Annotated in this window: 21 protein-coding genes; 16 read left to right on the forward strand and 5 right to left on the reverse strand. The window is 53.0% G+C overall.

Annotated features, from left to right (window positions below):
- Positions 1 to 36 precede the first annotated feature (36 nt).
- Positions 37 to 990 carry a cation diffusion facilitator family transporter gene (locus BLP78_RS03230; protein WP_256329993.1) on the reverse strand — a complete coding sequence of 318 codons (954 nt, stop codon included), beginning with the start codon at positions 988 to 990 and terminating at the stop codon, positions 37 to 39.
- A 702-nt stretch (positions 991 to 1,692) separates the two neighbouring features.
- Here BLP78_RS03230 and BLP78_RS15495 point away from each other — a divergent pair.
- The 8 genes from BLP78_RS15495 to lepB all read left to right on the forward strand — a co-directional run bounded on the left by BLP78_RS15495 (position 1,693) and on the right by lepB (position 9,618).
- A complete protein-coding gene (locus tag BLP78_RS15495; RefSeq protein ID WP_176752771.1) occupies positions 1,693 to 1,899 on the forward strand; it encodes a hypothetical protein in 207 nt (68 codons plus the stop codon).
- 585 nt (positions 1,900 to 2,484) lie between these two features.
- Complete coding sequence (gene rpoE / locus BLP78_RS03240; RefSeq protein ID WP_090456443.1) at positions 2,485 to 3,087, forward strand: RNA polymerase sigma factor RpoE; 603 nt, start codon at positions 2,485 to 2,487, stop codon at positions 3,085 to 3,087.
- A gap of 1 nt (position 3,088) precedes the next feature.
- Positions 3,089 to 3,616 (forward strand): sigma-E factor negative regulatory protein, encoded by a 528-nt coding sequence (locus BLP78_RS03245; protein ID WP_090456446.1) that lies wholly within the window; start codon positions 3,089 to 3,091, stop codon positions 3,614 to 3,616.
- Entirely contained in the window at positions 3,613 to 4,599 is a 987-nt protein-coding gene (locus BLP78_RS03250) for a MucB/RseB C-terminal domain-containing protein (RefSeq protein ID WP_025040209.1), read from the forward strand. The genes BLP78_RS03245 and BLP78_RS03250 overlap by 4 nt, the downstream gene beginning before the upstream one ends.
- Positions 4,600 to 4,912: 313 nt before the next feature.
- A complete protein-coding gene (locus BLP78_RS03255; protein WP_090456448.1) occupies positions 4,913 to 6,331 on the forward strand; it encodes a DegQ family serine endoprotease in 1,419 nt (472 codons plus the stop codon).
- Complete coding sequence (locus BLP78_RS03260) at positions 6,312 to 6,602, forward strand: glutaredoxin family protein (protein WP_090456450.1); 291 nt, start codon at positions 6,312 to 6,314, stop codon at positions 6,600 to 6,602. Before BLP78_RS03255 ends, BLP78_RS03260 begins: the two co-directional genes overlap by 20 nt.
- Positions 6,603 to 6,919: 317 nt before the next feature.
- The gene (gene lepA / locus BLP78_RS03270) at positions 6,920 to 8,716 is read left to right on the forward strand and encodes a translation elongation factor 4 (protein WP_176752772.1); all 1,797 of its coding nucleotides are present in this window, start codon (positions 6,920 to 6,922) and stop codon (positions 8,714 to 8,716) included.
- A 98-nt stretch (positions 8,717 to 8,814) separates the two neighbouring features.
- Positions 8,815 to 9,618 (forward strand): signal peptidase I, encoded by an 804-nt coding sequence (gene lepB, locus BLP78_RS03275; RefSeq protein ID WP_090456454.1) that lies wholly within the window; start codon positions 8,815 to 8,817, stop codon positions 9,616 to 9,618.
- On the opposite strand, the gene BLP78_RS03280 is transcribed toward lepB, so the two are convergent.
- Complete coding sequence (locus tag BLP78_RS03280) at positions 9,615 to 9,842, reverse strand: hypothetical protein (RefSeq protein ID WP_143002881.1); 228 nt, start codon at positions 9,840 to 9,842, stop codon at positions 9,615 to 9,617. The genes lepB and BLP78_RS03280 overlap by 4 nt on opposite strands.
- Positions 9,843 to 9,877: 35 nt before the next feature.
- Between BLP78_RS03280 and rnc the strand changes: the two genes are divergently transcribed.
- The 4 genes from rnc (at position 9,878) to BLP78_RS03300 (ending at position 13,680) form a co-directional block, all read left to right on the forward strand.
- A complete protein-coding gene (gene rnc, locus BLP78_RS03285) occupies positions 9,878 to 10,552 on the forward strand; it encodes a ribonuclease III (RefSeq protein ID WP_090456458.1) in 675 nt (224 codons plus the stop codon).
- Between the two features lie 94 nt (positions 10,553 to 10,646).
- On the forward strand, positions 10,647 to 11,558 hold the full coding sequence (gene era, locus BLP78_RS03290) for a GTPase Era (RefSeq protein WP_090456509.1): 912 nt from the start codon (positions 10,647 to 10,649) through the stop codon (positions 11,556 to 11,558).
- A 408-nt stretch (positions 11,559 to 11,966) separates the two neighbouring features.
- Complete coding sequence (recO, locus tag BLP78_RS03295; RefSeq protein ID WP_090456461.1) at positions 11,967 to 12,695, forward strand: DNA repair protein RecO; 729 nt, start codon at positions 11,967 to 11,969, stop codon at positions 12,693 to 12,695.
- A gap of 124 nt (positions 12,696 to 12,819) precedes the next feature.
- Positions 12,820 to 13,680 carry an MBL fold metallo-hydrolase gene (locus tag BLP78_RS03300; RefSeq protein WP_090456512.1) on the forward strand — a complete coding sequence of 287 codons (861 nt, stop codon included), beginning with the start codon at positions 12,820 to 12,822 and terminating at the stop codon, positions 13,678 to 13,680.
- 102 nt (positions 13,681 to 13,782) lie between these two features.
- Here the strand turns inward: BLP78_RS03300 and BLP78_RS03305 are convergent, their stop codons facing one another.
- Complete coding sequence (locus tag BLP78_RS03305) at positions 13,783 to 14,145, reverse strand: YidH family protein (protein WP_090456463.1); 363 nt, start codon at positions 14,143 to 14,145, stop codon at positions 13,783 to 13,785.
- 380 nt (positions 14,146 to 14,525) lie between these two features.
- Here BLP78_RS03305 and pdxJ point away from each other — a divergent pair, with 380 nt between their 5' ends.
- The 4 genes from pdxJ (at position 14,526) to BLP78_RS03325 (ending at position 17,471) form a co-directional block, all read left to right on the forward strand.
- Positions 14,526 to 15,251 carry a pyridoxine 5'-phosphate synthase gene (gene pdxJ, locus BLP78_RS03310; RefSeq protein WP_090456465.1) on the forward strand — a complete coding sequence of 242 codons (726 nt, stop codon included), beginning with the start codon at positions 14,526 to 14,528 and terminating at the stop codon, positions 15,249 to 15,251.
- Positions 15,248 to 15,625 (forward strand): holo-ACP synthase, encoded by a 378-nt coding sequence (gene acpS / locus BLP78_RS03315; RefSeq protein WP_090456467.1) that lies wholly within the window; start codon positions 15,248 to 15,250, stop codon positions 15,623 to 15,625. Before pdxJ ends, acpS begins: the two co-directional genes overlap by 4 nt.
- A gap of 121 nt (positions 15,626 to 15,746) precedes the next feature.
- Positions 15,747 to 16,796, forward strand: coding sequence for a beta-N-acetylhexosaminidase (gene nagZ, locus BLP78_RS03320; protein ID WP_090456469.1), 1,050 nt, complete (start codon positions 15,747 to 15,749; stop codon positions 16,794 to 16,796).
- 237 nt (positions 16,797 to 17,033) lie between these two features.
- Positions 17,034 to 17,471 (forward strand): Hsp20/alpha crystallin family protein, encoded by a 438-nt coding sequence (locus BLP78_RS03325; protein ID WP_025040222.1) that lies wholly within the window; start codon positions 17,034 to 17,036, stop codon positions 17,469 to 17,471.
- A 52-nt stretch (positions 17,472 to 17,523) separates the two neighbouring features.
- On the opposite strand, the gene BLP78_RS03330 is transcribed toward BLP78_RS03325, so the two are convergent.
- Both BLP78_RS03330 and BLP78_RS03335 read right to left on the reverse strand, forming a co-directional pair.
- On the reverse strand, positions 17,524 to 18,981 hold the full coding sequence (locus tag BLP78_RS03330; RefSeq protein ID WP_090456472.1) for a DUF4139 domain-containing protein: 1,458 nt from the start codon (positions 18,979 to 18,981) through the stop codon (positions 17,524 to 17,526).
- A 21-nt stretch (positions 18,982 to 19,002) separates the two neighbouring features.
- Positions 19,003 to 20,214: glycosyltransferase family 39 protein (locus BLP78_RS03335; protein ID WP_143002882.1), on the reverse strand; the 1,212-nt coding region annotated here is incomplete at its 5' end.

The raw sequence follows: 20,214 nt of genomic DNA on the forward strand, positions 1-20,214 counted from the left end.
CTATAACAAACATTGGAAAGGACGTCCCGCTGAGGATTACTTTATATGGCACGCATGGCTGACGAGCCCCTGCTCGATTTGAAGGGTGCTGTGATGAATTGCATACTGGACTTCGAGTGTATTTCTGATCTCGTCCATGAATGTGTCTCCAGGATAACCCTCGGGCATTACCAGGTGAACGGTCAATGCGCTTTCTGTCGTGCTGAGGCCCCAGACGTGCAAATCGTGTACATCCGTTACGCCGGGCTGGCGCCGCAGATAGGCGTCGATAGCCGCGATATCGATGTGCGCCGGTACTGCGCTTAATATCAACTGCACTGAATCACGAAACAAGCCCCAAGTACCATAGATAATCACGGTGATGATGATCAGGCTGATGACGGGATCGAGCCAGAACCAACCCGTTAAAATTATTGTCATGCCTGAAACCACTACGCCTGCGGAAACCGCAGCATCCGCCGCCATGTGCAGGTACGCACCCCGGATATTCAGATCGTCCTTGCTTCCCTTCAAGAACAGCCACGCGGATAAGCCGTTGATGATCACACCTGCAGTTGCAACCACGGTCAGGGTCAGGCCGGATATGACGGGAGGCTGCGAGAAGCGGTGAACTGCCTCCCAGGCAATCGCACCGCAGGCCACAAGAAGCAGCGTGGCATTAGCCAGCGCAGCCAGAATGGAAGTACTGCGCAATCCATAAGTGTAGCGTTCGCTGGCCGCTTTACGCGACAGGATGGCTGCGCCCCAGGCGAGTACAAGGCCGAGCACATCCGATAAATTGTGACCTGCATCGGCCACTAAAGCCGTGGAGTTGGCGGCAAAGCCATAGCCGAACTCAATCATTACAAACGTGATATTTAAAACGATGGCAATCGCAAATATGCGTCCGTTGTCATGCGGGTTCGCGTGCCGATGACCGCCATGCCCGACCGGTGAAGGCGGTCCGGAAGAAGCATGCTCATGCTTGTGGTCGGAGTAATTTCCCATCATGCTCCGCTTGGATGAGAAGGATATATGTCGGCATATCGCCGAGTCGGCATTAATACTACCCGACCTGATATTACTCCCATCTGATATGCGCCGGATTTACTCATGAAGCGTTGATCGAAACAGGTTGGGCCTCCGGATGATCGATTAAGTGAACTCACGCCGCTCGCTGCTCCCTTCCCCCGATTTTAAACCCAGATAACTCATTAGGACGCGAGATGATGGCGAGACACGTTGCGAGACGGTTTTGCCGGTTGAGAGAAGTCCATAGCCTGGTCTATGGACGCCGCGCAGGTAGCGAAAATGGCCGCAAACTGACTGCCAGCACTCGCGTAGGCTCGCGGAGCCGCCTAATGAATTATCTGGGTTAATAGCAGAGGCTATGTCTGCTATCGTACAGAACGCGCCGCGCCGCGCGTGCATATTACCTTCCTGCACCGATTTTTGCCTTGGCCACATGGAAGCCGCTTGACGAGCAAAAAAGGAGATGTCTCACCATGCCTACCGATAACAGCCACAACATGCAAGCATGCATCGATGCATGCAGTCATTGCCACCAGATCTGCCTGCAAACCGCCATGAATCATTGCCTTGAATCAGGTGGAAAACATTTGGAGCCCGAGCATTTCCGACTCATGATAAACTGCGCCGAAATTTGCCAGACGTCGCTTAATTTCATGCTGAGCAGTTCGGGGCTGAGCAATCATGTCTGCGGTGTCTGCGCCAGAATTTGCGATGCTTGCGCGGAAAGTTGCGAAAAACTGGATGGGATGGAAGAGTGTGCCCGCGCCTGCCGCAAATGCGCGGAAAGCTGCCGAAGCATGGCGAGCTAGCAGCCTGTCGGACTTGAAGAATCGCAGCGAAAAAAGTGACTGGATGAGAACAGATTTTGCGGATTTTGAAGGCCAATAGTTATTCTATTGGCCAAAAAAGCAGCGAAATATGAACCAGCCAGACGCTTTTGCAGCCGATTTCCTTTAAGTCCGACAGGCTGCTAGAGTCACTGATTCTCGCAACCCTCACTTTCACATCGGCGGAATGCCGGATTGAAGTAGCACTGCGAGCAGCAAGTACCCGGGGTTGTGCTTAATGCGATGCAAAGTGACATCGAGCGCAGTATTTGAACCACGACCCTTGTTTGGTTATGTCGTTTTTATGCAGTACCTGGGCAAGAGTAAGGACACCGATAAAGTGAAACCCGGCAATCGAAGCAGCCCTTCCATTCCCTTCGGTCCCTCAATTTAACTTTTGAACTGTTATTGAGTTCATTTTTTATATTATAAAACTGTCAGGAATTGCGCCATGAACTCTGCCATATCGAATAACCATATTTTCAGCTGAACTAATTTATATTATGCGTTGTCTGTTCACACAGGCCACCGATAGTGTGTCTGCGCGTAATACCCAGATGGACCCTTGAACGAGTATACTTGACTGGGCTGCCTCGTAATGCAGCAGTCACAAGTATAAAAAACACAAATTCAGGGATTAGGTGGCATGGGTGACCGGGAAATCGATCAGCAGCTGGTGGAGCGCGCGCAACAAGGAGACAAACACGCGTTCGATCTGCTGGTGATCAAGTATCAACGCAAACTCGCACGATTGCTATCGCAATTTATCCGCGACTCTGCGGAAGTGGAGGATGTGACCCAGGAAGCCTTTATAAAAGCTTATCGCGCGTTACCGTCGTTCCGTGGAGACAGCGCGTTTTATACCTGGTTGTACAGGATTGGTATTAATACGGCAAAAAATTTTTTGGTGGCTCAAGGTCGGCGTGCGCCGACGACCACCGCCGGCTTCGATAACGAAGATGCAGAAGGCTTTGAGGAGGGCAGTCATTTACGGGAGATGAACACGCCGGAAAGCGAACTGACAAGCAAGCAGATCGCGCAGACGGTTAATCAGACCCTGGAGGAATTGCCTGAAGAATTGCGTACGGCAATTACGCTGAGAGAAATTGAGGGGCTGAGTTATGATGAAATTGCTGTCATCATGAATTGTCCCATCGGTACGGTCCGGTCGCGAATATTTCGTGCCCGGGAAGCGATAGCGGAAAAACTACGGCCCCTGCTGGGGACCGGCAAAGATAAGAGGTGGTAGCATGCAAGATAAAATATCAGCGTTGATGGATAGCGAGCTGGATCCTGAAGAGGCAGCGGTAGTTGTCGATCAATTCAGAAAAATGGATGGCTTACGCGAGCAATGGGCGCTTTATCATCTGATCAGCGATTCGCTGGGGCAATCCGACGTGAAACCTTTCGATATCACACGTCGCGTCGGCGCAAGATTGGCTGACGAACCGGATATACGGGCTGTGCTCGCACCGCGCTCGTCGATGAAACATAGACCGATCGCCTACGCTGCCGCTGCCTCGATCGCGGCAGTGGCCGTCGCAGGATGGATGAGCCTGCAAACGATGCAACCTCCGGAGGTGGCGCGGCAAAATCTGGCGGAGAACAATCCGGTTCCTGCAACCGCTATTCCGGCGGTTCCGGCAGCGGTGTCGGCCCCAGCGCAAATTAACGATTACCTCCTTGCGCACCGGGAATTTTCGCCGAGTACCTCGGTGCATGGCGTAGCGCCTTATATGCGTACGTCCGCGGAATCGCACCAAAATTTTGCCAGATGACACGGGTCGCGCTGGCTACCCTATTGCTGTTATGCGCCAACGTTCAACCTGTATTTGCACAACATCCATCCAGTTCCTCCCCAGAGGCATTAAACTGGCTGCAAAAGATCGCTGCCGCGCCTCGCCAGTATAACTACGTCGGCACTTTCATTTATTCATCCGGCGACCACATCGAGACCTCTCGCATCATCCATTTCGTGAATGAGGACGGCGAGCAGGAAAGAAGCGAAGTGCTGGATGGCGCACCCCGGGAAATCATCCGTAATAATGATGAGATGAGGTGCTATTTGCCGGAAAGCAAGACCGTTGTCACTGAAAAGCGTTGGCTTCGGAAGGTTTTTCCGGCACTGCTGCCTCAGCCCCTGAATAATCTGGATGAGAGCTATATTGTCAAAAAAGGTGGGCAGGAACGCGTCAGCGATTACCTTTGCCAGGTAATCGAACTGGAACCCAGGGACGACAAGCGCTATGGCCAGAAACTATGGGTGGATATCCATACCGGCCTGCTACTTAAAGCCGCGGTAATGGATAAGGGCCACGTCGTCGAACAGTTTGTTTTTACCGCCTTGAAAATTGGCGGCAATATAGATAAAGAACTGTTGAAATCCAAATATGCCAAGAAAGCTGCCGAGTGGCGCACCACCAATCTCGTATCGTCCACGGTGGGCCGTGGCAAACTCGGCTGGCAGGTAAAAGATCCGCCTCCCGGATTCAAAAAGATCATCGAAATGAAGCGTCATCTCTCAGGAAAACCTGCGCCCGTGGGACATATCGCGTTGTCGGATGGTCTTGCCGCGGTATCGGTGTTCATCGAGCCGGTTTCCGAGGATTCCCCCCCGCCGAATGACGGGCTTTATCACAGCCGTGGTGCAATCAACATCTATAGCCGCACGGTGGCGGATAACGTCGTAACAACGGTAGGCGAAGTTCCGCCGGCCACCGTCATGCAAATCGGAAACTCGGTAAGCAGGAAGGCCGATTAGAAGCGGAGATGGAATCTCGATACCGCTTGAGTTGTTTTCTGACGCACGCTGATAACGAACCACGAACCGGAAAAATGTGCCCGGAGGTCTTCACCCAGGTTGCCTGTCATCAAGCCCGGGTATGGATAACAGCTGTGGTGAGTAAAAATGCACCGCCTATACCGTTTGATGCCTATACCGTTTGATTCCTGAGCCTGTTACGAAACCGTTTCTGGCGCGCCAGACTAAAAAGTTCGGTATGATAGTCTTGCAGAGGCTCAGCTATTATCTCGAACGGATGGTTTATTCGCTTTTATCCTATGGAAGACAGAGAATGATACGCAAATTTATTCTGATGACGCTGATTGGATTGTCAACTGCCGTTTTCGCACAGACCCGGGAATTACCCGATTTTACCGGTCTCGTTGAAAAAGAAGGTCCTTCCGTGGTGAATATCAGCACGGTGCAAGCGCCCAGCATGATTTCCAATCGGGATTTTCAGGGAATGCCTAATATTCCCGAGGATGACCCATTTTTTGAGTTTTTTCGCCGGCACATGCAGCCCTATGGCGGCGCACCCAGGGACTTCGAATCGAAATCGCTCGGCTCGGGCTTCATCATCAGTTCCGATGGCTATATCCTGACCAATGCGCACCTGGTGGATGCTGCCGATGAAATTACGGTAAAGCTTACCGACAAGCGCGAATTCCGCGCCAAGCTGATCGGCGCCGACCGGAAAACCGATATTGCGCTTCTCAAAATCGAAGCCAGCGGCTTGCCTAAGGTAACTCAAGGCGATCCGGGTAAATTGAAAGTCGGCGAATGGGTAGTGGCTATCGGTTCGCCCTTCGGCTTTGAAAACAGCGTGACCGCTGGTATCGTCAGCGCCAAGGGACGCTCCCTGGCACAGGAAAATTTCGTACCTTTCATTCAGACGGATGTGGCGATCAATCCCGGCAATTCGGGTGGGCCATTATTCAACATGAATGGTGAAGTGGTGGGTATCAACTCCCAGATTTACAGTCGTACCGGCGGCTTCATGGGCTTGTCATTTGCCATTCCCATCGACGTAGCCACGAATATTTCAAACCAGTTGATCGCTACAGGCAAGGTGAGCCGTGGCCGGATTGGCGTACTGATCCAGGAAGTGACCAAAGAACTCGCGGAATCCTTCGGATTGCCGAAACCTGACGGCGCGCTGGTCGCTTCCGTGCAAAAGGGCGGCCCCGCAGATAAAGCGGGAATGGAAGCGAGAGACGTCATTTTGAAGTTTGACGGTAAACCCGTGACTGCTGCAGGCGATTTACCGCGCATTGTAGGCGCCACCAAGCCAGGGTCGAAGGTGCCGGTGCAGGTTTGGCGTAACGGCGCTACCAAGGAAATGACGGTGACAGTGGACGAAACGCCGCCAGATGAGAAACCGGTGGGCCGGGGCGGTAAACGGGGTAAAGCGCCGGATACATCCAATCGTATCGGGCTCAGCTTGAGCGAACTCAGCACAGACCAGAAGAAACAGTTGGAAGTAGACAACGGTCTGCTGGTGGAAGACATGGTGCCAGGCATCGCCAGCCACGCCGGCGTTCGTCCCGGTGATGTGATTCTCAGCATTAATAATCAGGATGTTACCACTGTTGAGCAATTCAATCAGTTGCTCAACAAAACCGGAAAAGGACGCAACATCGCACTCCTTGTCAGGCGTGGCGATACCGCAACTTTCATTACGATGAAGCTCAATGGCAACGACAGCAAATAACCCGGCCGCTTCCGATACCCGTCGCGATCCATTTGAGCTGGTGGTATATAGCCGGGAGAATTGCCATCTCTGCCAGGATATGATCGCCGCCCTGCGTGAATTGCAAGTGCAGCTTTCTTTTCACCTTGAAGTGGTGGATGTGGATAGTGATGAAGCGCTACGGTCGCGTTTCGGCTTGAAGGTTCCGGTACTGGTAGCGGAGGGGGAAGAAATTTGTCACTATCACCTCGATCCTGTTGCGCTTGATGCTTATTTCGCCAAAATTCGCTAGCAGTCGGTCGGACTTGAAGAACCGCAGCGAAAAAAGTCACCGGATGACGACAGACTTTAAAGGCCAATAGTTATTCCATTGGCCGAAAAAGCGCGAAATGTGGACCGGCCAGACGCTTTTGCAGCCGATTTCCTTTAAGTCCGACAGGCTGCTAGAATGCGTATTCTTGAATAATCGGGGTTGCCGGGTCCTTGCAAGACGTGCGAGGATCGATACCATACATTTTCAAGAGGGCACAGTAGTGCCCTTTTTAGTTGTTTATAATCCCGCCATTCCGATCATCATCCTCTTTGATTCCATCCCCGACTTCCCGACCGCTGATGCAGCACATTCGTAATTTTTCCATCATTGCCCATATCGACCATGGTAAATCCACCCTCGCCGATCGCATCATCCATTTGTGCGGCGGCCTGTCGGACCGTGAAATGGAGCAGCAGGTACTGGATTCCATGGACCTGGAGCGCGAGCGCGGAATTACGATCAAGGCGCAGACGGCCGCGCTGGAGTACAAATCGCGTGACGGTACTCATTATCTGCTGAACCTGATCGACACACCGGGGCACGTCGATTTTTCCTACGAAGTATCGCGGTCGCTGGCAGCCTGCGAAGGTGCGCTACTGGTGGTGGATGCTTCGCAAGGCGTAGAAGCCCAGACGGTTGCAAATTGCTACACCGCCATCGAGCAGGGGGTGGAGGTCGTGCCGGTACTGAACAAGATCGATCTACCTGCAGCCGAACCAGCGCGCGTCATTGAAGAGATAGAGGATATTATCGGCATCGACGCCCAGGATGCGCTGCATTGCAGCGCCAAGACCGGAGAGGGCGTACTGGATATTCTCGAAGCGGTTATTGCACGTATCCCGCCACCCAAAGGTGATCCTGCTGCGCCGCTGAAGGCCCTGATCATTGATTCCTGGTTCGATAACTACGTTGGCGTGGTGATGCTGGTGCGGGTACTGGATGGGATACTCAAACCCAGAGACAGGATATTGCTGATGGCCAGCAAGACCGTCCATCTATGCGAGCAGGTCGGCGTATTCACGCCCAAGTCAAAAAACCGGGAATCTCTCGGTGCGGGCGAGGTCGGCTTTATTATTTCCGGTATCAAGGAATTGAAATCGGCCAAGGTGGGCGACACGGTAACTTTGGCAGAGCGTCCCGCCAGCCAGCCGCTGCTTGGCTTCAAGGAGATAAAACCCCAGGTATTTGCCGGCCTTTATCCGGTGGAATCGAACCAGTACGAGGCTTTACGCGACGCATTGGAAAAATTGAAGCTCAATGATTCATCGTTGCAGTATGAGCCGGAAACATCGCAAGCCCTGGGTTTTGGTTTCCGCTGCGGTTTTCTCGGCCTGCTGCATCTCGATATCGTGCAAGAAAGGCTGGAGCGGGAATACGGCATGGATCTCATTACCACCGCCCCGACAGTCGTATATCAGATAGTGATGCGCGACGGCTCCATAACTGAAATCGAGAACCCGTCAAAACTGCCTGATCTGTCGAAAATAGAGGAAATCCGCGAGCCGATCATTACTGCTACCATCCTCGTTCCACAAGAATATGTGGGTGCGGTCATTACGCTTTGCATCAGCAAGCGCGGAACACAGAAAAACATGCAATACATGGGCAGGCAGGTGATGCTCACCTACGAAATGCCGCTGAATGAAGTCGTGATGGATTTTTTCGATAAGTTAAAATCCACAAGCCGCGGGTATGCCTCGCTGGATTACGAGTTCAAGGAATTTCGAACTTCCGATCTGGTCAAGCTGGATATTCTCATTAACGGCGAAAAGGTGGATGCACTGTCACTCATTGTGCATCGCGCCAGCAGCCAATACCGGGGACGGGAACTCGCACAGAAAATGCGCGAATTGATTCCTCGGCAAATGTTCGATATTGCGGTACAAGCCGCCATCGGTGCGCATATCATCGCGAGAGAAAGTATCAAGGCGTTGCGCAAGAACGTGCTTGCCAAGTGCTATGGCGGGGACATCAGCCGCAAACGCAAGCTGCTCGAAAAACAGAAGGCCGGAAAAAAACGAATGAAGCAGGTCGGGAATGTCGAGATTCCCCAGGAAGCCTTTCTGGCTATTCTGCAAGTGGGCGACAAATAGCAAACGATGGGCATCCGTGTTGAAAAGGCCTGTATACGCCAGCCAGAGCAGTTCTTGCCTTCAATACGGCGCCAAATACTATCACTTGGGGACGCGGAATGAACTTTCCTCTCATCATGCTGATACTGCTGATAGCAACCGGCGGTATCTCGTTGCTCGATCGCTTCGCGCTGCGCCGCCACCGCGCGCCGGAAGCGCAGGGACCTTGGTGGGTGGAGTATCCCAAAAGCTTTTTTCCCGTGATACTGGTCGTCTTCTGTCTACGATCGTTTCTGGTGGAGCCTTTCAAAATCCCATCCGGCTCGATGATTCCAACCCTGTTGGTAGGGGATTTCATACTGGTGAACAAATATACTTATGGCATCCGGTTGCCAGTCGTCAACCTCAAATTGTTGGACGTAAAAGAGCCGCAACGTGGCGAAGTAATGGTGTTCCGCTACCCGGAGAACCCCTCGATGGACTACATCAAACGCATCATCGGGGTTCCGGGCGATACCGTCACCTATCGCCACAAGAGGCTCGCTGTAAATGATATTCCAGTTAAAACGCAGCCGGACGGGGAATATACTTATGTGGAATCCGGCCTGAATTACGTTTACAGCCGTCGGTTCAGCGAATCAGTGGGAGATCACAGTTATAGGATTCTCATCAATTCCGAAGTCCCCCCCATACAGCTTGCCGGCGTGCGTCCGTTCCCCCACCATGAGAATTGCAGCTACAATGACAATGGTTTCACCTGCAAGGTGCCTGAAGGCAATTACTTCACCATGGGCGACAACCGGGACAGCAGCAGCGATAGCCGGTACTGGGGATTTGTTCCGGAGCGCAATATTGTCGGCAAGGCATTCATGATCTGGTGGAATTTCAATGATCTCAAGCGTATCGGGTTATCGATTGACTAGCAGCCTGTCGGACTTGAAGAATCGTAGTCGAAAAAGTGACTGGGCGAGGGCAGATTTTGAAGGCCAATAGTAGTTATTCTATTGATCGAAAAATCAGCGAAATATGAACCGGCCAGACGCTTTTGCAGCCGATTTCCTTCAAGTCCGACAAACTGCTGGCCGGAGCCAAGGTGAATCACGGCGCGTAAGAGTGCCATACGATAACGCAGCGGCAGTGCGGTCATAATCCGGACCAAGGATTGCATAAAACTTGCAGGATATGAACAGTGATGCACTTTGCCGGAAAATCGGCTACATCTTTAACCGGCCGGAACTGCTGCGTCAGGCGCTGACCCACCGCAGCCATAGTCTTCCGCACAATGAGCGCCTCGAATTTCTCGGCGATAGCGTACTCAACTGTGCCGTCGCAGGATTGATATTCAGGCATTTCCCGGATCTTACGGAAGGTAATTTATCGCGGGTCCGGGCCAACCTGGTCAATCAGCAAGCGCTGGCCGAGCGAGCTCAGATGCTTGAATTGGGAAAGCTGATCAGATTTGGCGATGGAGAACTCAAAAGCGGCGGAGAGCGGCGCCCTTCTATTCTCGCCGACACATTGGAGGCGGTACTCGGCGCGATATACCTCGACGGAGGCTTTGCACAAGCCGAGAAAGTCATCACAGCGCTTTTCGCCCCCTTACTGAAAGGATTGGATGCGCAAACGCTGGGAAAAGACCCTAAAACGCTTCTGCAGGAATATCTTCAGAGCCTCAGGCTGGCGCTGCCCCAATATTCTGTTATCGCTACGACCGGCGAAGCTCACCAGCAGCAATTCAAAGTGGAATGCATAATTGTAAAACCTGACATTCGCACGGTGGGAGAAGGTGCCTCCAGGCGGAGCGCGGAGCAGGAAGCAGCGAAACAAGCCTATGAGCAGCTTCATTCGAGCCGTTAAGCAAACTGCGGATAGGCAGGAAATTCCTTATGTTTTTTTGTGCTGCATGCTCGCCCATCACCCGGCTCTCCGTTTCTCTTTAACCATTTCCTGCATGAATATCGACCTCGACCATTCTACCGATCCCAACCATAGCAGTGGCTATGTCGCTATCGTGGGACGCCCCAACGTCGGCAAGTCGACGCTGTTGAATAGCCTCGTCGGGCAAAAGATCAGTATCACATCAAAAAAATCACAGACCACGCGCCATCGCATCAACGGCATTCTTACCGACGCACGGTCCCAGTTTATTTTTGTCGATACTCCCGGTTTTCAGACTCGGCATACGAATTGTCTGAATAGCGCAATGAATCGTATCGTTACCCAGAGCCTGCGCGATGTGGATGCGGTGATATTCGTTATCGAGGCGATGCGTTTTGATGATCGCGACAAAATGGTCGTTAAGCTCCTGCCTGAAGACCGGCCGGTGATTCTTGCTGTCAACAAGGTAGACCGGATGATCGACAAATCGCAGATGCTTCCCTTTCTCCAAAAAATGGCGAAGGAGTTCCCTTTCGCCGCAATCGTTCCGGTAAGTGCTGAGCGAGGAACACAGCTATCGGCACTGATAGACACGGTTCGACCGTATTTGCCGCAAAACCCGCCATTGTTCAGCGAAGATGAGGTAACCGACCGCGATGAAAGATTCATCGCCGCCGAACTGGTACGTGAAAAATTGTTCAGGCTGCTGGGTGAGGAAATTCCTTATTCAACCAGCGTCGTCATCGATCAATTCAAGATGGAGGGAGAACTGCGCAAAATTGACGCCTCCATCATCGTGGACAAGGCCAATCAGAAAGCGATCATCATTGGCAAGGGCGGGGAAAAGCTCAAGCTGATCGGCACCACCGCGCGCAAGGATATGGAGGAAAATTTCGGCGGTAAAGTATATCTCAAGATCTGGGTAAAAGTTAAAAGTGGCTGGGCCGACGACGCGCGGGTTTTGAAAACCCTGGGGTATGCGTAAACCCGGTTGACGAATAATGATCCTAAATCCGGTAGTTGACCGCTCATTTAATAGATCAGTATTATGATTAATAACAATATTTCATATTATTTGACACTTACCTTCCGGGTGAGGGCCGCTACGGGGTGAAGTGTACGGTTTTTGCGGCACATGGCAGCGTTGCAACTCCTTGGAATGGAACGGCGCCCCGAAGCGTCGCCCGAGGGGCCCCGCGCAGCGGGGATCGGGCAGCGCAGGGGATGCCGCGATCGCGTTCCACACGCAAGGGGGCGCAAGCATCCCGCTTCGGGGTCGCACCTTCCTGCGGAAGGCACTGCTCCGCCCTGCGCGGTCGCATTCCGCGTCGTTGCGCCTTGCCCTGCACCCCAAAAACCGTACACTTCACCCCGTCCAACTACCGGATCTAGGATGATCGCGGATAAACAGCGTCAGGACGCCCAGCCCGCATTCGTGCTGCATACTTACCCGTACCTTGAAACCAGTCTCGTGGTGGAGGCCTTCACACGCAATTTCGGGCGGGTGCCACTGGTGGCAAAAGGAGCCAAGCGTCCTAAATCCGCCTTCAGAGGTCTATTACGGGCTTTTCAGCCGCTGCAGCTCAGTTGGGGTGGAAAAACGGAACTGCGCACGCTGCATAAAGCCGAATGGCAAGCAGGCCAGATGCCGCTGCAGGGGACAGGCCTGATCTGCGGTTTTTACCTCAATGAGTTACTGGTGCGCCTGTTGCACCGTAACGATCCGCATGAACAGCTATTCATATATTACCAGGAGGCACTGTCCGCGCTGAGCAACGGGAAAGATTACATTCCCATACTGCGACGCTTTGAACAACGCCTGCTGCAAGAGCTCGGCTATGCCCTGACACTTGATCACGACGCCGCCTCCGGCAATCCCATCGATGCGAATGAAGATTACTGCTATGAAATCGAGCGCGGGCCGGTACCGTCGAATGGGCATCGCTGCGATCAGGGTTTGCAATTGGGCGGTAAAACACTTCTGGATATGGAGCGGGGCGATTATTCCGACACGCTGACACGGCAACAGAGCAAAGCACTGATGCGCTATATACTCAATCACTATCTCGGCGACAAACCGCTCCATACGCGCCAATTGCTGAAAAACCTTCAACAACTATGATGTGTTACTTGGATAACCTCCCCTGCTTGCGCCAAACCCAACGCACGTTGAACGCTTGAAACCAGCACGCCGGAGCGCTCCATACCGAGAAAGCATGAATGATCAACTTGAAGCGGGAAAATGGATGCAACCGAATATCGAGGCATTTCTTGATCCAGCGACGGGGACACTTAGCTATATTGTCTTCGACGAGTCTGGCGGAACCTGCGCAATCATCGATCCCGTGCTGGATTACGACCACAGATCGGGCAGAACGAGTACTTTGTCCGCAGACAACCTGATTACGTTCGTGGAAAACCAGCAATTGACGGTGGAGTGGATTCTTGAGACGCATGTGCACGCCGATCATCTGACTTCAGCACATTATCTCAAGAGCCAATTGGGCGGAAAAACCGGCATCGGGCGTGAGGTGCCAAAAGTGCAACGGATCTTCAAGGAAATATTCAACCTTGGGCCGGAATTCTTGCCGGATGGCAGCCACTTTGACCATCTCTTGGCGGATGACGAAACCTTCGAAATCGGTAAATTGAGCGCAAAAGCAATTTCGACCCCTGGTCATACGCCTGCCGACCTGTCTTATCAGTTCGGCGACGCCATCTTTGTCGGCGACACGCTCTTCATGCCCGATCTCGGTACGGCACGCGCTGATTTCCCCGGAGGGGATGCGCGCCAGCTATTTCGGTCGATACGCAAACTGCTGGAACAACCGCCGGAGACCCGGTTGTTCATGTGCCACGACTACCCGCCCCCCACCCGCCAGGCCCGGTGGGAGACTACCGTCGCTGAACAGCGTGCGCGCAACATACATGTGCACGACGGCATCTCCGAAGACAGTTTTGTCGCCATGCGCGAAGCGCGTGACGCTACGCTCGATATGCCGACGCTGCTGCTTCCATCGGTCCAGGTCAACGTGCGGGCGGGAGAAATGCCGCTGCCGGAAGAGAATGGTGTTTCATATTTGAAAATACCGTTGAACGTAATCTGATACGCCGAGAGTAAACGTTTGCGCAATACGCCTATATCCTTTGTCCTTGGCAATAGTAGCGAATTTGTTCAATGGCTGATTCAGTACCCGTATAGATAGGCATCATGCGAATAAAAGATACACCGCCAGCAGAACCCCCACCACGGCGATAGATACCGATAGAAATGATGTAAGCCATGGTATGGCCAGTTTGGGCAAGTCCTCCGGTGGGAGAGAACGCACATAAAGCCTGTGATTATGGAAAGCTCCCAGGATAATTGCGGAACCGGCCAGCACAAGAATAACGCCAAGCGCGTCCGAAGACCAATGAGGCGCCACTGCCGAAATTCCGGTTGAAGCCACCATGAGATTCAGAAACAGCCCGAACCTGGCCACTACAAAACCGAGGGCCGTTATAGTGAGCCCTGTGCGCACCCATGCTAAAAGTGTGCGTTCAGCCGCAAAGAAAACTCGTGGGTCCGACATTTTTTATAGCTCGTCCTCATCCGTGCGGGTTTCCGAACGGGTAAATTCTGTAGCGATACCCTGCACCCAGGCTGGATCTCACGCTCCTTTTATCACCGGAATCCGAATTACGCACCAAGCATGTTGTCCTTCCAATACAGTCTACTATAGTATAGTGAGTTTTTATTTGAGCATCGCCCAACGCCGGGCCTGTATAGAATCATCGGCAACCCCGGTATAAGGGCCTGGTTTGTGCCAGCAGCCAGTCGACATCGTGTCTGCTCAAAGGTTTTTCCAGGCGTTAGATCGAATGACTAGCGGGCCGCAAGTACCCAACTGCTGCATGCGCCACCATTTCGGCAACCGCGCGCAGACGGCAATTATTGAGACAAACAGGAATTATGATAAAACTCGGCGTCAATATTGATCACGTCGCCACGCTCCGGCAGGCGCGACGCACGTCCTACCCCGACCCTGTAGAGGCGGCGTTAATCGCAGAATCTGCCGGAGCGGATGCGATTACGCTACATCTGCGCGAAGACCGCCGCCACATCCAGGACAGGGATGTGGAACGCTTGCGCGGCTCGCTTAAAACCCGCATGAATCTCGAAAGCGCGGTGACCGATGAAATGATCGATTTTGCACTACACATCAGACCCCATGATGTTTGTCTCGTGCCTGAAAGGCGGGAGGAACTGACAACCGAGGGCGGGCTCGATGTACTGCAGCACTTCGATCAAGTGCAACGCGCCTGCCACAAATTGGCGGAGGCCGGCATCCGCGTATCGCTATTTATCGATGCGGATCATGCGCAGATCGAGGCAGCAGCAGACGCCGGTGCGCCAGCTATCGAAATTCATACCGGCCATTACGCCGATGCGCAAAGTGCGGACGAGCAACAGCATGAGCTGGAGCGGGTTCGCATCTCGGTAGCGGCAGGCCTGCAGCAAGGGCTGAATGTCAATGCCGGCCATGGATTGCACTATCATAACGTACAGCCCATCGCGGCGATGGCCGATATATCCGAGCTCAATATCGGCCATTCAATCGTGGCCCGCGCCCTATTTGTTGGTTTTGAACAGGCTGTACGGGAGATGAAAAAGCTGATGATCGAAGCGCGCAAATGATTTATGGAATAGGAACCGATCTGGTCGAGCCATCACGTATTGCGCGATTACTGGAAAAATATGGCGAGCGTTTTGCCAAAAGATTGCTGACGAATGACGAATGGCCTGACTATATCAAGAGCGGCCAGCCTGCCATGTTTCTGGCCAAGCGTTTCGCCGCCAAGGAAGCTCTTTCCAAAGCGATCGGCACCGGTATGCGCTATCCGGTAAGCTTGAACCATATCGGGATCACCCATGACAACCTGGGCAAACCGTACTTTACCTTTCATCCGGCATTGAGCGCGCTCTTTACGAACAAAGGCATTACCAGCCATCATCTTTCGATTAGCGACGAGTTAAATCTTGCCTGTGCTTTTGTCATTCTGGAAAAATAGCGGCCACTTTTAATATAAATTTCTTATGCGGCTCAAGAAGTTTGTCAAAATACAAGATGTGGCAGCACGAACATTTCTTGCACCTTATCTTCCCGAAATTTTGAATTCATAGAGACATGTTATGTCGCTCGGCCCTGTCATGCTCGACATCGAAGGCACGCAACTTACTGCCGACGACAAGATAAAACTCCGGCACCCACTGGTCGGTGGCGTGATCTTATTCACGCGTAATTACTCATCGTTCATGCAGCTCAAGGAACTGACCGCCGAGATTCATGCACTTCGAACTCCACCATTATTGATTGCAGTCGATCATGAGGGCGGCAGGGTACAACGTTTCAGGAAGGATTTCACGAGGCTGCCCCCCATGCGCGAACTGGGTGCAATCTGGGATGTACACCCCGGCCAGGCCCGGCATCTGGCGCAGCAGGCAGGTTACGTATTGGCGGCAGAACTGCGCGCAGCGGGCGTGGATTTCAGCTTTACCCCGGTACTGGACATGGATTATGGGCAAAGCTGCGTCATCGGCGACCGTTCCTTTCATCGTAAACCGCAGGCGATCGTCGATTTGGCGCATAGCCTTATGTCCGGTCTGAAATCCGGCGGCATGGCGGCGGTGGGAAAGCACTTCCCGGGGCACGGCTATATTCAGGCGGATTCCCATATCGAAATGCCGGTCGACGAACGTTCTTACGCGGAAATCGAAGCAAATGACCTGGTCCCATTTCGCAAAATGATCGATTTCGGCCTTGCGGGCATCATGCCGTCGCATGTGGTTTACCCGAAGGTGGATATGCGCCCGGCAGGCTTTTCCGAGATCTGGCTGAAAAACATTCTCCGTGGAGACCTTGGCTTTGAAGGATGCATTTTCAGCGATGACCTGAGCATGGAAGGCGCAACAATTATCGGAGATGTGATGCAACGCGCACAAACAGCACTAGCGGTGGGTTGCGATATGGTCCTGGTATGCAATGATCCGGAGGCAGCGGATATATTGCTGGCGGAATTACAATATGACATTGCGGCCACCAGCATTATTCGCCTCGCGCGCATGCGTGGAAGGCCCCACCCCGATTCGATCGTAAAACTGCGTGAGAACGCCAGCTTTGTTAAGGCAGTCGAGCAGATCTCAGGCATTGGAATTCACAACGGAGAATTGCCGCTCGCATAACGCATCAGGTTCCCCCTCCTTCTCCGCCACGTCGGCAGGCCATCTCGGTAGAGTCATGGTAAGCGTATCTGCTGGTGTGCCTTCAATCCTCAAATAGAATATTGCGTTGCGCCCGCATAGCGAGTGCGCTGGAATTTTCCGCGCCTGGTTGAAAAAACGGCAAATGCAACTATATTGATTGTTAAGTGCTGGTTCAATCTTTCAGCATTGGTACAACATCAACAATATGGAGGCATTATGGCTATAACCCGTTATGAACCCTGGAGTCTGTTGCATCAATTACATAGAGAACTGGACCGCGCGCGCGAAGGCGGGGAAGGCGAAGGATCGACTGCTACCGCCGAATGGGCGCCCGCGGTCGATATCAAGGAGGACCCTGATAAATTCATTCTCCAGGCGGACCTTCCAGGAGTTAAACCGGAAGAAATCGATATCAGCATGGAAGATGGTGTCCTGACTATCAAGGGCGAAAAGAAAACCGAAGCCAAAACTGAAAAAGAAGGATACAAGCGGGTTGAGCGTACCTATGGCTCATTTTACCGACGCTTCAGCTTACCCGATACCGCAAATCCGGACGCAATATCGGCAAAATCAAATCACGGAGTGCTGGAAATCGTCATCCCCAAACGTGAAGCTGTCCAACCAAAGAAGATCAGCGTAACCTCTGCCGAGTGAGCGATTTCACGGAGTCTTCGGACTCCGTTTTTTTGATCTACCTGATCCAGGTTTATGGCTGACGGTTGATGCGCACGCGATAGGTCAACGTGGCCTTGCCGTTTGCTGGAATTGATACTTCCCATTCCGCGATGCCGGAAGCTCTCTTGATGTGAGGTTGCGATTCCGAAACCATCGTCCAGTCACCTGGTACGGGTTCTCGTACAACTACTGTAACCGATTCTTTTTTTGCACTCTTCAATACAATTTGAAAAGCAGCTTCGACTACGCCATCATGGCGCCCTTCCCCACCCGATCTTTTGAAGTCGGTCTGCTTTTTATCAGCAGTCACATCAAATGCTTCGCCCAATTTCAAGCGGATAGATCCATTTCCCGGCGTATGGTCGATCTGATCTTCGCCCACGAATTGCGCGTTACCCTGCGAATCTTTTTTATAAACCCGTACCGTTCCCCTGGGTAGCGGAAGACCAAGATTGTCGCCGGTATTTTGAAACTCAAGAAATACGCCAACCTTCGGTATCTGGCCAAGGTCCGCACTCTGGCTGAAGTAATAATAATCCGCTCCGGACAGCAGAAATTGCTTCGTGACGGAAATATGATTCGCAGACATCAATGCTACCTGCTTGGTCTGAGCCTCCGCCAACGTCGTGGATCGCGGGACCGTATAGAGATGATAATCAAGCAGCGACTCCGGCTTCATCTGCATGGCATCCGCTGCTTCCGCCATCATGCCCATCACTTTACGCTGCATTGGGGGCCGCTGACGGGCCCGGTTCAGATCACCCGCCACGAGTTGCAGTCGGGCATTCGGATAAGCCATTCCACTTTGATTGATCAGCGTAACCCAGCCGTTGAAGTCGAGACGATCCTCACGATCGCTCAATTCTGCCATGTAGTCAGCGCGCCAGGAGAGGCCCGACGTTAAATAGGAGAGTTCAAGATTCTGTTCGCCCTGAACAGCATTGATGAGCGAGATCACCAGGGTCGGCTTATCGCGCAAGCCCTCTGGCACGCCAGGAAATGCCAGTCTGCCCGGATTGCCAGCCTCGATACGATCGCCGAACTTGAGTACTGCCCCATTATTTGCTGCGAGCACTATGGCCGTTTCTCTGGTTTCAACACCCGTCACCGGGTTAGTGCGGATAGCGATTACTTCCTTCCCGACATACTTCTCCAGTAATTTTTCCGGCGTCAACAGATCGGAATCAAAATTCTGCTCCAGCAGCCGAAATCCGGCGGAGTGCGTCAGATTACGCAGTTGCGCCGTTTCAGGGCGTATCTGACCGGAAATGTCACGCCAGGCCAGCTTGTTGAAATCCAGGCCGAGCTTGACCCGGCGCGTATCTTTCACCAGCGCCAGATCGTCATTGTAAATGGTAACAGCCATGCCCTTTTGTTCAGCAGCAGTGATGACTTTCTCATCACTGGCGCTTCCGGAAGCCGCGACAATACCGAAGGAAGCCATTGCCAGGCTCGCGGTGACAATTCCCATTACAAATATTTTCAGCATTTCATCCTTGATTCGGTTCTCTTACTCAGCAAGCTCTGTAGTGGACTTATTTCCAGTGCCGGAATACCCCTGCGCAACGCGATAATATACGCGCCGCAGTGGCTTACCGTCCCGAATGATCGCCAGCTCCTTTACCGGCCCCGGTTGAACGAGCGCGGGTGTAATATCGTCCACGCCTGCGATATCATGTTCGAGCTGATGAGGCTTCATGCCCACCAGTATAATCGGCCGGGTCGTCGGTGGCTCGGATGGATACCAGAAATCGTACATGGCGGCGTTCTGGCCGAACATGTTGCGCGAGCGTATATCCATCGGTTCCTCTTTATTATAGAAAGACAGGGCGCTTGCGACCGACCACCGGCTCATTCCCACCACGATAGGCTCTTGCCCGGCCTGCTGTCGAACTGCAGCTACAACCCGTTCAACCTCCTCCGTTGCCTCTCGCCAGAAGTAGTGTTGATTAAAAACCGCGTACGGAACGCCGGGTACGCCGAGCACAACATAGTGAAGCGCGAATGCGTAGAGAAACAAACAAACACCGATGGCCGGCTTCCACGCCGCTCTGACACGGTTTGCCAAACCTTGCCTACCGGTTTGTCCTATCATCCACGCCATCGTGGGCAGCACCGCAAGCCATACCGGCGCCGTCCAGTGAAACTTTGGCGCCCCAAACAGGCTGAGCCAAAAAAATGCGGCGAGCGGTACGACGGTGAATATACGTATGAACAGGCGTCGCCTATGCATGTGCAGATTGTCGGCGCCATTTTTGCCCAGCAATGCCAAGCCGGCAGCCAGCATGCCGACAGGCGTTAAAACCAGTAAAATGTGGACAAACAACAATTGCAACGAAAATTGACTGCCTATTCCCGTAGCCCGCTGCGATTGAAATCGGATCGATGCCCAGTCGTGCTGGAAATTCCAGATAATCGCGGGAGAAAACAGCAGTAGTGCAAGCGCGGCGGCCAGATACGCATGCGGACGGCGCAGCCAGCGGCGCGAAGCGGGATCCAGGATCACAAACAGCAGCGCCGCCGGACCCAGCAGGCCCAGCGTGTATTTCGACAGGATACCCAGGCCGAATGCAATGCCCATGCCCAGCCAGGCCGAACGCTCATCGGCCATCAACGCGCGCTCCATATAGTAGAGCGTGGCAGCCCAGGCGGCCACCAGCGGCGCATCCGGTGTCGCCACCATGCCAGTGGCAAAGTAAAACGGCAACACCGCCAGCAGCAT

This window comes from Nitrosospira sp. Nsp1, assembly GCF_900100985.1.
Lineage (GTDB): Bacteria > Pseudomonadota > Gammaproteobacteria > Burkholderiales > Nitrosomonadaceae > Nitrosospira.